The organism is Flagellimonas profundi (assembly GCF_017313275.1).
GTDB classification, from domain to species: domain Bacteria; phylum Bacteroidota; class Bacteroidia; order Flavobacteriales; family Flavobacteriaceae; genus Flagellimonas; species Flagellimonas profundi.
On the sequence record NZ_JAFLNM010000004.1, the window covers coordinates 249,968 to 264,971 of the forward strand.

General features: G+C 40.8%; 5 protein-coding genes. All 5 read left to right on the forward strand.

Annotated elements, in window-relative coordinates:
• Positions 1-222 precede the first annotated feature (222 nt).
• The 5 genes from J0654_RS16315 to J0654_RS16335 all read left to right on the forward strand — a co-directional run bounded on the left by J0654_RS16315 (position 223) and on the right by J0654_RS16335 (position 15,002).
• Positions 223-3,306, forward strand: coding sequence for a SusC/RagA family TonB-linked outer membrane protein (locus J0654_RS16315; RefSeq protein WP_207030184.1), 3,084 nt, complete (start codon positions 223-225; stop codon positions 3,304-3,306).
• 13 nt (positions 3,307-3,319) lie between these two features.
• Positions 3,320-4,954, forward strand: coding sequence for a RagB/SusD family nutrient uptake outer membrane protein (locus J0654_RS16320; RefSeq protein WP_207030185.1), 1,635 nt, complete (start codon positions 3,320-3,322; stop codon positions 4,952-4,954).
• A gap of 175 nt (positions 4,955-5,129) precedes the next feature.
• Positions 5,130-8,426, forward strand: coding sequence for a VCBS repeat-containing protein (locus tag J0654_RS16325; RefSeq protein ID WP_237686032.1), 3,297 nt, complete (start codon positions 5,130-5,132; stop codon positions 8,424-8,426).
• Positions 8,423-11,770: a CRTAC1 family protein gene (locus J0654_RS16330; protein ID WP_207030187.1), complete on the forward strand. Its 3,348-nt coding sequence runs from the start codon at positions 8,423-8,425 to the stop codon at positions 11,768-11,770. Before J0654_RS16325 ends, J0654_RS16330 begins: the two co-directional genes overlap by 4 nt.
• Positions 11,763-15,002, forward strand: coding sequence for a VCBS repeat-containing protein (locus J0654_RS16335; protein ID WP_207030188.1), 3,240 nt, complete (start codon positions 11,763-11,765; stop codon positions 15,000-15,002). The genes J0654_RS16330 and J0654_RS16335 overlap by 8 nt, the downstream gene beginning before the upstream one ends.
• Positions 15,003-15,004 lie beyond the last annotated feature (2 nt).

The window sequence follows — 15,004 nt, forward strand, 5'->3', positions numbered from 1 at the left end:
CTTATATTAGTCCTTATTATTGTTAAATTCTTAAATCTCATTGCTTTTATTGAGATAACAGCAAACTAACAATTTAAGTTTTGTCATACTCACACACTTCAAAGTTATTAACACGAAACCGTTTTCGTGATATTTTGCAATATACTTAAATTTCGATTAACCTTTTTTTTATATATGTTTAACACTTGAATTAAAATTAACTAAACTTAAAATTAATTATTTATGAAGATTACGCTACTAAAAAGCTTTTTGCTGCTTGGGGCATTTTTATGCTTTGGGGTCGCAAAGGCTCAGACAGTATCAGGTACCGTTTCGGATGCAAACGGACCGTTGCCAGGGGCAAGCGTATTGGTAAAAGGCACTACCAATGGTACGCAGACCGATTTTGATGGTAACTATACGCTCAGCGATGTTGAGGGTAGTTCCACGTTGGTTTTTAGTTACATTGGTTATAAGACCGTAGAAATTGCGGTAAATGGCCAGTCTACCATTAATGTTACCTTGGAAGAAGATGCGCAAGCCTTGGATGAGGTTGTAATTATCGGTTATGGTCAAACCACTGTAAAAGATGCGACCGGTTCTGTTGCTGCTGTAACCTCCGAAGAATTTAACGGAGGTGTCATCGCTTCACCGGAACAATTGATTCAAGGTAAGACCGCTGGTGTGCAGATTACGCAAGCGAGTGGTGAGCCTGGTGCAGGGATGAACTTGAGAATTAGGGGTTCTAATTCCATTCGTTCCAACAACAATCCGCTTTTCGTTGTGGATGGAGTGCCATTATCCGGGGAATCAACAACGCCATCTGGCGGTGATGTGATCAATGGTAGTAATGCTACGAGAAACCCATTGAACTTTATCAACCCTAACGACATCGAGAGTATGTCCATCTTGAAAGATGCTTCTGCAACTGCAATATATGGTTCTCGTGGTGCGAATGGTGTTGTAATTATTACCACTAAAAGTGGTAGAACTGGTCAAGGTGGTGTATGGGAATTTAGCTCCAATTTGAGTATCTCCACACCTGCTAACGAATATGACCTTTTTAACAGAGATGAATTCCTGTCTACAACGGCTGCCATAAGAAGCCAAGAAATTGCTGATGCCAGTGATTACGGTTACAATACAAATTGGCAAGATTATATTACAAGGACGGTTGCATCACAAAACCAAAACCTTTCTTACTCAAGAAACTACGGTAGCGGTAACGTTAGAGCTACATTCTCTTACGGAAAGCAATTCGGTGTGATTGAAAAATCAGCACAAGAACGTATTACTGGTAGATTAAATGCTAGCCATCGTTTTTTGGATGATAAGCTAAGATTGAATCTTCAGGCTTCCATGTCCCGTGTAAATGACGATGCACCACCTATTAGTGGTACTTCCGGTGCAAGTGGTAACTTAATTGGTGCTGCTTATTCTGCCAACCCAACATGGCCGGCAAGCTCAGTATTTTTCTTAGAAGGAAACCAACTGAACCCTGCTAATTACCTCGCAAACTTCCAATCTGTAACTCATACGGATCGTGCTCTAATCAATTTTTCTGCTGAGTATGATATAATTCCAGAATTGACTGCTAAAGTGAGCGTAGGTTATGACGATTCTGATGCTAAGGCAATCTCGTCTATTTCTGGAAATGCCAATAACTTTAACCGAGTTACAGGAAATGGTCAATCGGCTTATAACACGCTAAACGCAACAAGTCAGCTATTGGAAGCTACACTTAACTATAACAAGGATTTTGATAATTCCTCTCTAGATATAATTGTAGGTTATTCCTTTCAGGATTTCCAAAGAAAAGGGTTCAACTCACAAGGATGGAAAGCACCGACTACTGATTTGAACGAGATGGGCTCTGCCTTGATAGACGATGTAAATACAATTAGAGAAAGCATCAGCGGACCATACCAACAAGCTGGTTATGCTCCGAACGGTACTTTTGTCAACAGCATCAATCCTTTCGAAGATACTGCCTCCTTGGGTGTTTCCTCTGGAGCCTATACTTCAGTTTGGGTAGATACATTCGACAATACGGATGAACTTCAATCTTTCTTCACAAGGGCTAATTATTCCTTGAACAACAAGTTTTTATTTACCGCTACGGTAAGAGCTGATGGTTCTTCAAAATTCGGTGGTAGTAATCAATACGGTTATTTCCCTTCCGGTGCCTTTGCCTGGAAAATTAACGAAGAAGATTTCATAGGAGACAATGTTTCAACATTGAAATTAAGATTGGGTGCTGGTATTACCGGTAACCAAGAAGGTCTTGGATATGCCAACTTCTTAAGAAGGGTTCGTTTCTCTCAACCAGGTATTAGCGACAGTGGTGAAATCCTTAGACCAGGTGCACAGACCGTTGCAGTACAAAACCCGGACCTCAAGTGGGAATCCACTTTGGATCTGAACGTTGGTATTGACTTCGGTTTCAATCTTGATAGATTCAGCGGTTCCCTTGATTTTTATAGAAAAGAGACCAAAGATCTATTGTTCAGACAAGGTGCTGCTGCACCAGCTGCTGACCCTTTTGTCTTTAAAAACTTAACGGACGGTACAGTAATCAACCAAGGTATTGAAGTTGCTTTAAATTATGACTTCATTCAGATGGAGGACGTTACATTCTCCTCTTCCTTCAATTTTGCTTACAACAAAAACACAGTTGAAGGCTTGAACGGAATTACTGCCAACTTTGGTGCATTGAACGGTCCTGGACTAACCGATGCATTTGCTCAACGTTTGGGAGAAGGAAGATCTCTATTCTCTTATTATATGGCTGAATATTCCGTTGACAGCAGCGGTAATCCAGACTTTAACCCTGATCAAAAGGATTTTGTGGATAAAGACGGTCTGCCAGATATAAATGCCGGTCTTTCCCTTAACCTTAGAGTTAAAAACTGGGATGCATCCGCATACTTTACAGGTCAGTTTGGATTCTATGTATATAACAATACAGCGAACGCATTCTTGAACAGACCAACTTTTGAGACAACAAGAAACGCTACCCAAAGAGCTTTGGACACCAACGTAAGTCAGGAAGTTTCTACACTATACCTTGAAAACGGTGATTTTGTGAGACTACAAAATGCCAGTGTAGGTTATAATGTACCACTAAGTGGCGATGGCACTTTGAAAAGTTTAAGACTATCGTTAACAGGACAAAACTTGTTCTTGATTACCGACTATAGTGGTTTAGATCCCGAAGTATCATCTAGTACAGGTGACCTTGGTACTGGTATACCAAGTGCTAGTATTGATTACACTTCTTTCCCAAGGCCAAGAACTGTAACATTGGGTATCAACGCTAAATTTTAAAAAAAAAAAAGCAATGAAAAAATTTATAAAACAAACGAACAAATATTTTTCTCTCAGCTTGTTCGTAGGGATTATGCTGACTTCCTGTACAGATTTGGAAGTAGAGCCCACGGACTCGCTATTAGATGATGGGTTTACCGGCATACAAACTGCCGAGGCTGCTTCGAGCCAGATAACTGCAATGTACAACGATGTAAATGGTTATTTTGGTACGCAAGCGAACTTATATGCCCTTAATGAAGTTACCACAGATGCCCTTTTGGTTCCTACAAGAGGTTCTGACTGGGGTGATAATGGTATATGGAGACAATTGCACCAACACTCATGGACTCCAGAACACTCCTATATTTTAGGTGTATGGAACGAATGGAACGGTTTGCAATTAAGTGCAAGTGAAGTTTTGGATTCAAGATCTGCTTCTTCCAGTGAAGCTCAAGGACACGCCTCATTTTTAAGAGCGTTATCAATGTTCGTGATCTTGGACAACTTTGCGCAAGTACCTTATAGAGATACAGAGGCTGCCGACCCGCTTGCTGACCCAGATGTACTTACGGGAGAAGATGCGATTGGTTTTATCTTGAGTGATTTGGATAATGCCATTGCCAATCTTCCCGCATCTACTGCTGGTGATGATAATTTTAGAGCAACTAAAGCAGCCGCTCGCTTCCTTAAGGCAAAGGTTCTTTTGAACAGACATGTTTACAATGGTTCAGGTTCAGCAGCTTCAAGTGACATGAGCGAGGTAATTTCCCTTGTTAACGCCATCGAAGGAGATGGATATGAGCTTGCTTCCGACTACTTTGATATCTTCGTACCTGGAGGAGGTGACACAGAGACCATTTGGTACGCTCAAACCTCAGCTGGAACAAGAATATTCAACACATTGCACTACAACTCTACAGAGCTTGGTGGTGGTGGTTGGAACGGTTTCAGTACTTTGGCCGAGTTCTACGACTTGTTCGAAGGTGATGCCGATAACAACCGAGGTCTTAACGATGGCACCTTGAACGATAATCAAGAAGAACGAAGAGGTTTTGTTCCTCCAAGTGGTATTGCTTACGACGGTAGCTATGGTACCGATGACAACAACGATGGTATTGTAGATGGATCCAATGTAGGCTTCGGTTTCCTTATTGGTCAACAATATGGTCCTAATGGAGCTGCTTTGGAAGATAGAGGTGGTAACCCACTTTCTTTTACAAGAGAATTCTTCAGTGCAGTTGATGGACAACCAAGCCTTGTGGACAACAATGAGGTAACTGGTATCCGTGTTATTAAATACAACCCAAGAGATGGAGCATTTGCCAACCACATTATTTTCTTCAGATATTCAGATGCATATTTGATGAAAGCTGAAGCTATGTGGAGAAGTGGTGGTGATCCAACTGCAATGATCAACGATTTAAGAACTATTAGAGGTGCTGCTCCACTTGGATCAGTGAGCGAGCAAGATCTATTGGACGAAAGAGCTCGTGAATTGTACACAGAAGGTTGGAGAAGAAACGACCTAGTTCGTTTTGGACAGTACACTAAAGACTGGGAATTTAAAGAAGCTGACGCTGTTGGAAATCCAGATCGTCAATTATTCCCGATCCCATCTGCCCAACTTATTCTTAACCCTAACTTGGTTCAGAACCCAGGCTATTAGAATTTCAAAGTTTAAGATGTTTAAATATGGAAAGACCACCGTTCGGTGGTCTTTTCTTTTTGACATAACGTCTATTAGTTAATTATTAATCCTTTCTTAGTAAAACATTAATCGTTTTACTGCCGGCGTGCAAAAAGTAATTATTTATATTACCTCCTGCTATTGATAAATGAAAATGAGAGCACAACTCTGGATTATTTTCGGATTTCTATTGACCTTGACAGGTTGTACCAAGAACAAATCAAACACGCTATTTGTTCTAAAAGATTCCAACCAAACTGGCATCAAATTCAATAACCGTTTAGAGCAAACACCGGAGCTCAATATCCTAAATTATCTATATTTCTATAATGGTGCCGGTGTTGCGGCAGGAGATTTCAATGGCGACGGTTTGGTCGACCTATACTTTACCTCCAACCAAGGAGCGGACAAATTCTATTTGAACCTAGGAGGGTTTAATTTCAAAGATGCCACCACCCTATCCAACCTTACCAATAACACAGGTTGGACAACAGGCGTTACACATGCGGATGTAAACAATGATGGGCTTTTGGATATTTATGTTTGCAAAGTGGGCGACCATGGCACCATTAGGGGACAAAACCTTCTATACATCAACCAAGGGAACAACGATGAAGGTATACCCATTTTTAGTGAGGAAGCAGCAACATATGGTTTGGACTTTATCGGATACTCCACGCAAGCTGCATTTTTTGATTACGATTTGGATGGTGATCTGGATATGTACCTCATGAACCATTCGGTAAACCCCAATCGTTCTTACGGCAAGGGCGGTAAGAGAAAGATTGTTGACTCCATGTCCGGAGATATCCTATATAAGAATGAAAACGGCCAATATGTAGATGTCTCCAAAGAGGCAGGGATTTACCAAGGCACTATAGGTTACGGTTTGGGACTGGCCATCAGCGACATTAATAACGATGGTTATCCGGATATCTACATCGGTAATGATTTTTTTGAAAACGACTACTTGTACATAAACCAAAAGGACGGGACATTCAAGGAAACAATATCAAATGATGACAAAAAACTTGGTCATACGACCCATTTTTCCATGGGTAACGATATTGCCGACATTAATAATGATGGGCTTTCCGATATTTTGTCCTTGGATATGCTCCCAGAAGATCTGGAAACATACAAAACATCCGGATTGGAATATGCCTACCCGGTCTACCAACAATATCTCAAAAATGGTTTTGCACCACAATACATGCAAAACGCTCTTCATCTAAATTTGGACGGTGAAAATTTTGGGGAAATAGCCAATCTAAGCGGTATCGATGCCACAGAATGGTCTTGGGGAGCATTGTTTGCCGATTATGACAACGACGGTTTCAAAGACCTATTCATTTCCAACGGAATACAAGGGGTTACCAACGATATGGATTACATTAATTACATATCCAATGAAGAAATACAGCAAAATATAGAAAAAGGCCTGTCCGATAAGGATATGGAACTCATTAATCGCTTACCCAAGAAAAAAGTACAAAACTACTTTTATCAAAATAAAGGAGGAACCAGCTTCAACAATGTAACAGAGACGTGGGGACCACAATTAAGTTCCTACAGTAATGGCTGCGTGTATGCAGATTTGGACAACGATGGGGATTTGGATTTGGTGGTGAACAATGTAAACCAAGAAGCGTTTGTGATGGAGAACACCTTAAAGGGTGGCAATTACATAAAAATCAATTTTTCAGGAAGTCCAAAGAACACATTCGGTATCGGGGCAAAGGCAATTGTATTCGGCAACAAAGGCCGATCCGTTCAAGAAAATATAGTAACCCGTGGATTTATGTCGGCCAAGGACAATAGCTTAAACTTTGGTGTTGGCAAAGACTCGATCATTGATTCCATTCAAATTATATGGCCACAGGGAAAATTCGAGACTTTACGGAGAATCAGGTCCAACCAAGTCTTGCAGGTTTCCCATTCAAACGCATCAGGAAACTATTTTACGGAACAACAGATCCAAACAGAGCCTCCGTACAGTATTTCAAAAAGCTTGGATTTCATACACAAAGAATACCCGACCCTGGATTTTGATAGAAATCCACTGATACCATTCGCCCACTCCAATGAAGGTCCATCAATAGGTGTTGCCGACATCAACAAAGATGGACTTGAGGACATATTTATTTGCGGAGGTAAGAAACAGTCATCAAAACTTTTTCTACAAGATGGTGAAGGAAATTTCAATGCACATCAATCGGATATTTTTGAGGAAGATGCCATCAATGAAGATGTGGATCAAACATTTGCCGATGTAGATAACGACGGTGATTTGGATTTGATCGTAGTAAGTGCAGGAAATGAATTTACCAACGGAAAACCGCTAAAGCCAAGATTATATCGCAACACCAATGGACAACTTAAAAAAGAGGATGTGGTGTTTGATGGAATCGAGGTAAATGCATCAAAGGTTGAAGCCATTGATTTTGACAAAGATGGAGATTTGGACCTATTTATAGCTTCCAATGCCGTTCCGACAAAGTTCGGACTAAAAAGCGAACAATATTTAATGCAAAACGATGGAAATGGAAATTTTGAAGAAGTTACCACCATCTTTGCACCAGGATTGAAAAATATAGGCAACGTAAAAGACTTTGTATGGGAAGATCTGGACAATAACGGTTTTAAAGACCTTATCCTTGCAGGACATTGGACACCATTGACCATCTTTTTGAATAATGGGGAACAGCTTTTGTCTCAACAAAATAACGGTCTTGAGCATACAAACGGATGGTGGAACGCAATTGAACTTGCCGATATGGACAATGATGGAGATCTGGATATCCTGGCTGGTAACTGGGGGCTCAACACAAAGTTCAGCGCATCAACAGAAAAGCCGGTAACCCTATACATTAACGATTTTGACGGCAATGGTTCCATAGAAACTGTTGTAACACATTTTCATGGCGACCGGGAAACCGCTTTTGCCTCCAAGGACGAACTTGCCAAGCAAATGCCCTTTTTGAACAAAAAGTTCCTGTTCTATAAAGACTTTGCCAAAGCATCTTTGGAAGAACTATTTGGATCTGATAAATTAAAAGAAGCAACAAAAAGGAAAGTGTATATGCTTGGCACTTCATATTTTGAAAATGATGGCAGTAACAACTTTAAAACAAAAGCATTGCCACGTTTGGTACAATCCTCCTCGGTAAACGATATTTACCTGGTAAAAAACGATAAAGAAAAGATTAATGAAATATTAATGGTGGGCAATAATTTTGAGATAAGCACCCAACTTGGTAGATTGGACGCTTCGCACGGATTTTTATTGTCAAATGATGAAAACGGGAATATTGAATGGAAGCAAAGCCTTGGAATTTCCGGAGCCGCCAGAAAAATTGAGAAAATAAACAACAATGGGAATGATGGTTTCATCATAACGATGAATAATGACGCTCCCATTTTTTTGGTCAAAAAACAGAACGACAAATGAAACTGAGATATATTACACTATGCTTTATTTTATTGGCAATTGTCGCTTGTAAAAATAAAGGAGAGAACACATCGGAGGAGGAAGAAAAGAAAGAGACTCTTTTTACATTGCTCAAACCCGAGGAAACAGGTGTTACATTTATCAACAAGGTCGAAAACCAAAAGAACTTCAACATATTTAAATATCGAAACTTTTATAACGGTGGAGGGGTTGCCATTGGTGATATAAACAACGACGGCTTGGAAGATATTTATCTGACAGGGAATATGGAACCCAACAGACTTTACCTGAACAAAGGCGACATGAAGTTTGAGGATATTTCCGAAAAAGCCGGTGTTCTAGGAAACAAACCTTGGTCCACAGGGGTAGTTATGGTCGACATCAACCACGATGGATTGTTGGACATTTATGTTTGCAATGCAGGAAACATGGAAGGCAACAATCACGACAACGACCTTTACATTAACAATGGTGATTTGACCTTCACTGAAAAGGCGCAAGAATACAATCTTGCCAAAACAGGATTCACGACACATGCATCATTCTTTGATTATGACAAGGATGGTGATTTGGATGTATATATACTCAATAACAGCAACATTCCAGTAAGTAGCCTTGGTTATGCGGAACAGCGCGAAGTAAGGGCACAGGATTGGGAAGGTGTTCCTGATATTTTCAAGGGGGTTGGCGACATGCTCCTAAGAAACGACGATGGCAAATTTGTGGATGTAAGTGAAGATGCCGGAATTTATGGTAGCCTGATCGGTTTCGGTCTTGGAGTAATGGTCACGGATTTCAACGGGGACCTTTATCCCGATATTTATGTTTCCAACGATTTTTATGAGAGGGATTATCTATACATCAATCAAAAAGATGGAACCTTTAACGAAGAGATCAAAGATTGGACCTCCCATTTAAGTCTTTCTGCCATGGGAATCGATATTGCCGATATCAATAACGATGGACACAACGATATATTTATTACCGACATGTTACCGGAAGAGGAACATAGGGTAAAATCCGTAATGGAATTTGAGGGGTATAATATTTTTGACCTGAAACAAAGCAAGGATTTTGGTCAGCAGTATATCCAGAACACCCTTCAGCTCAACAATGGTAATGGCACATTCTCCGAAGTGGCCTATTACAGCGGTATTGATGCTACCGATTGGAGCTGGGCAGGGCTTATGTTCGACATGGACAATGATGGGCTTAAAGATATATTCATCACCAACGGGATCAACCATGATCTTACAGATTTGGACTTTGTTGACTTTTTTGCCAACGAAATCGTTCAAAAAATGGCATTGACCGGTAAAAAGGAGTCCATTGATTCCATTATAAGCAAAATGCCGATCAAGCCTCAACCCAACTACGCTTACAAAAACAACGGGGATATTTCCTTTAAAAATGCAAACAAGGAATGGGGGTTCGACCTTCCTTCCCGCTCCAATGGGGCCGCCTATGCCGATTTGGACAACGATGGTGACCTGGACCTGGTGATCAACAATGTAAACACACCTGCATTTATCTATAAGAACAATACCGACTCCCAGTTGAACAACAACTATATCCAACTTAAGTTTAAAGGACCCGAAACGAATCCATTTGCCGTGGGCACCCTGGCAAAGCTTTATTTTGACGGCAATATTGTAAACCAAGAGTTGATTCCATCCCGAGGCTTCCAGTCTTCAATTCAATACGATATGACCTTTGGATTGGGAAAATCCAACACATTGGACTCCATTCGCATTATATGGCCGGACAATCTCACTCAAAAATTGGAAAATGTTGAGTCCAATCAAGTATTGACCATTGATCACTCCAATGCAACGGAAACCTATACAATACCCAAAAAGGAAGCTAAAAAATCTTTCTTAAAAGAGTTGGAAACCAAGGTGGTATCAGCGCACAAAGAGGATAACTATAACGATTTTGACTACGAAGGCCTTATTGCGCACAAGCTTTCACAAGAAGGCCCCTCCCTGGCCATTGCCGATGTAAACGGTGATGGAAACGAAGATTTCTTTATTGGTGGGGCAAAAGACCAGCCTGGCACCCTATATCTGCATCGAGGAAATGGAAACATCTCTTCTAAAAAAACAGCTGCTTTTGATGAGGATAAAGCCTATGAAGACGTGGCAGCAGCCTTTTTTGATGCCGACGGCGATGGCGACCTTGATTTGGTTGTAGGTTCCGGAGGCAATAATGTGGGCATGCAACGCAATTACAGGGCAAGGTTGTATTTAAACGATGGGAACGGGAATTTTTCCAAGGCTAAAACCGAACTGCCATCAACATTTAAAAACATTGCTACCATATCTCCTTACGATTTCGACGATGATGGTGATGTAGACCTCTTTATCGGTTCACGAAGTGTAGTGGGGGTTTACGGCATATCACCCGACCACCTACTCTTGGAAAACATGGGAGACGGCACCTTTAACAACGTGACGGAACGATTGGGATACGACTTGAAAAATGCTGGAATGGTAACCGATTCCAAATGGGAAGATATGGATGGTGACGGCAAAAAAGACCTGATCGTAACCGCTGAATGGGATACTCCTAAAATTTATAAGAATACTGGAAGAAGGTTAACAAAACTGACGAGTTCCTTGGACAGTCTTTACGGATGGTGGAATACTGTGGAAACAGCTGACCTTGATGGTGACGGGGACCAAGACCTGATTTTAGGGAACCAAGGGCTTAATCTTCACTATAAGCCAACGGAGGATGCTCCAATGAAAATGTATATCAACGACTACGATAACAACGGTACCATCGAGCAGATCATGACCATGCAAGAAAACGGTGGTGATTATCCCATTCATCAAAAAAGGGAGCTTACCGATCAATTGCCATCGCTCAAAAAGCAAAACCTAAAGGCATCGGATTATGCCCACCGAACCATTCACCAACTTTTTCCAAAAGAAGTAATGGACAAATCCATTGTAAAGAAAGTGGAGACCTCGGCATCGGTTATTGCCATAAACGAAGGTGGCGGTAAATTCACCATTAAAAACCTACCTCCCAGGGTCCAACTTTCCTGTGTGTGTGACATCACCTGTACAGATGTCAACAAGGACGGTAATTTGGATTTGATCATGGCCGGTAACAATTACGAATTTAAACCTCAGTTCTCACGCTTGGATGCAAGCCAAGGAAACGTGCTGTTAGGGGATGGCAATTTAGGTTTTGAATGGCAAGATTACGAAACCAGCGGTTTCAAAATCAGGGAAGAGGTAAAGTATCTAAAGCAGTTTAAGGACAAAAACGGTAAAACATACGTTATTGCCGCTATTAACAACAACAAACCAAAGATTTTCGCCTTAAATGAATAGGTTGCTCATCATATTATTTACAATATCCCTTGCTGTTTCCTGCAAAAAGGGAGGAAGTCTTTTTGAAAATCCAGACCCTGAAAAAACTGGCGTGGATTTTACCAACACACTTACTACCACGGAGAATTTGAGCATTCTGGACTACCTCTATTTTTATAATGGAGGTGGTGTATCCATTGGCGACATCAATAACGATGGATTACCGGATATTTTCTTTACCGGGAACCAAGTGAAAAACAAATTATATCTGAACAAAGGCAACCTTAAATTTGAGGATATAACCAACGCTGCAGGAGTTGAAGGCAATAGCAGTTGGAATACGGGAACAACAATGGCCGATGTAAACGGTGACGGCCTTTTGGACATTTACGTTTGTGCTGTGGTCGGTATAAATGGGTTCAACGGATTTAATGAATTATACATAAACAACGGGGATAATACTTTTACCGAAAGTGCTGCTAAATACGGACTGGACTTCGATTCTTACAGTTCCAATGCAGCTTTCTTTGATTATGATTTGGATGGAGACCTGGACCTTTATCTCCTAAACCATGCCGTACACACCCAAAATTCTTTTGGGCGCTATGATCTCAGATTCGACCGCCGTTATGAAACGGGAGATAAACTGTTGCGTAATGATGACGGCAGATTTACCGATGTAAGCGAAGAAGCCGGCATTTATGGTGGTGTAAATGGATACGGCCTCGGATTGGCCATTTCCGATTTTAACCAAGATGGATACCCTGATATTTATGTAGGCAACGACTTTCATGAAGACGATTATTATTATCTGAATAATGGCGATGGTACTTTCACCGAAAGCCTTAAACAATACTTTGGGCATACGTCAAGATTTTCAATGGGCAACGATGTAGCCGACATCAATAATGACGGCCGTCCTGATTTTCTTTCGTTGGATATGTTACCGGAAGACGAAGTAGCCCTAAAATCTTCCGAGGGGGACGATAACATCCAAACACAAAAAATGAGAATAGACCGTTTTGGATATCATTATCAGTTTACCCGCAACATGTTGTTTGTAAACCAACCGGACGGTAATTTTATGGAAACCGCTTTAATGAGTGGCATTGCTGCCACCGATTGGAGCTGGAGTGCCCTTTTCGGCGATTACGATCTCGATGGCCAACAAGATGTATTTATTTCCAATGGTATTCCCAAAAGACCGAACGACCTGGATTTCATCAAGTTTGTTTCTAACGAGCAAATCCAACAAAAAATGGACAATACCAAACTTGTGGATCAAAAAGCGTTGGATTTAATGCCATCCGGCAGTGTTCACAACTATGTTTTTAAAGGGAGCAAGGAGCTACAGTTCAAAGACATGTCCAACAAGTGGATCACAAAGGATACTTTGATTTCCGGAGCTACCGCAATGGCCGACCTTGACGGTGATGGTGATCTGGACCTTGTAACCAACAACATCAACCAGCCAGCCTCTTTATACATTAATAAAACAAATGACAAAGGAAATTACCTGAAGCTAAAGTTTAATTACACTAAAAAGAATACCCAGGGAATCGGAACCAAGGTGTATTCCTATGTAAATGGAGGCCTCCAGTTCAAGGAACTTTTTCCAACCCGTGGTTTTCAGGCATCTTCCGAACCAATGGTACATTTTGGATATCAAAATGTGGAACAGATAGATTCCATAAAAATCATATGGCCGAACAAAACCTATCAAGTTTTACAAAATGTTCCTGTAAACCAAACCCTGACCATTGAACCCAAAAACACCATACCTTTTGATTATAAATCGCTGCACGCACCTAAAAAATCACTTTTTAGCCCAGTACCCGATAATTTAGGGTTGGACTTTACCCATGTAGAGGATAACTATACCGATTTTAACCGTGAGAAACTGATTCCTTATCAAATTTCGGATAGAGGACCCGCTCTTGCCATCGGTGATTTGAATGGAGATGGAAAAGAAGATATATTTTTAGGAGGATCTAAATACAAATCATCACAGATCTACGTACAACAAGATTCCATATTTGTGAATCTAAAATTGGACAGTATCCAAAAGGATTCCATCCGGGAAAACGTTTCGGCAACTATTGCCGACTTTAACAACGATGGACAGAATGACGTCATCATCACTTCTGGCGGAGGGGATTTTTTTGGAAAAGCAACCCCATTATTGGATGCTTATTATGTTCAAAAAGACACTGCATTCGCTAAAGCGGAATTGCCAGAGTTCTACCAGAACTCATCCGTAGTCAGGCCATTTGATTTTGATAATGATGGAGACTTGGATGTGTTCATTGGAGGGCACACCATTACAGCCAGATTTGGAAAACCAGCTTCTTCACATGTGTTGGAAAATGATGGTGGCCTGTTTAAAGAAAATGAAAGTTTCAACATCCTGGGCAAAGGCATGGTCACCGATGCTATTTGGAGCGACTTTAATGGCGATGGCACCGCAGATTTAATTGTAATCGGAGAATGGATGTCCCCCAAGTTTTTTAAGAACCGAAATGGTACTTTTTCAGAGGTGGAGCAAGTCCATATGCCCGGTCTTTGGCAAACCATCGAGGCTTTTGATATAGATAAGGATGGTGACATGGATTACCTCCTTGGCAATTGGGGAACCAATTCCAAGTTCAAGGCCTCCCAAGAACATCCCATGAAATTATATGTCAACGATTTTGATGAGAACGGTCAAACGGAAACAGTAACCGCCATGGAAAAAAACGGTGAACACTACCCCTTGGAGACATTGGACGGCCTTGCATCACAAATGGTTTACCTTAAAAAGAAATACAACACCTATAAGTCGTTTGCCGGAAGCACTGTGGAAGAGATATTCGGGGAGGATATCTTGGAAGCATCCGAAAAATTGGAAGTGAACACCCTAAAATCAGGTTATTTAAAGAACGATAATGGTAATTTTGTTTTTGTTCCCTTTAAGAACGAACTCCAGGTCTCCCCTATCATGTCCTTTGTTGTGGACGATTTTGATGGTGATGGCACTACCGAAGTACTGGTTGGGGGCAATTATTTTGGTGTAAAACCCTATCATGGAAGACTGGATTCATTTCCAGGTGCCCTACTGAAAAATGAAAACAACATTGTTTTAGGCAATCAGTTGGGATTGGATTTTAGTAAAAAATCCATCAGACATTTAAAAACAATCACGCTTAACAATCAGAAATATTTGTTGGCGATATTCAATAATGATAAAGCACAAGTCTATAAAATCAATAAGTAATA

What these genes read in the sequence shown, in the direction of transcription:
- J0654_RS16315 (WP_207030184.1), top strand. Translation starts at nt 223, where the DNA reads ATGAAGATTACGCTACTAAAAAGCTTTTTGCTGCTTGGGGCATTTTTA.
- J0654_RS16320 (WP_207030185.1), top strand. Translation starts at nt 3,320, where the DNA reads ATGAAAAAATTTATAAAACAAACGAACAAATATTTTTCTCTCAGCTTG.
- J0654_RS16325 (WP_237686032.1), top strand. Translation starts at nt 5,130, where the DNA reads ATGAGAGCACAACTCTGGATTATTTTCGGATTTCTATTGACCTTGACA.
- J0654_RS16330 (WP_207030187.1), top strand. Translation starts at nt 8,423, where the DNA reads ATGAAACTGAGATATATTACACTATGCTTTATTTTATTGGCAATTGTC.
- J0654_RS16335 (WP_207030188.1), top strand. Translation starts at nt 11,763, where the DNA reads ATGAATAGGTTGCTCATCATATTATTTACAATATCCCTTGCTGTTTCC.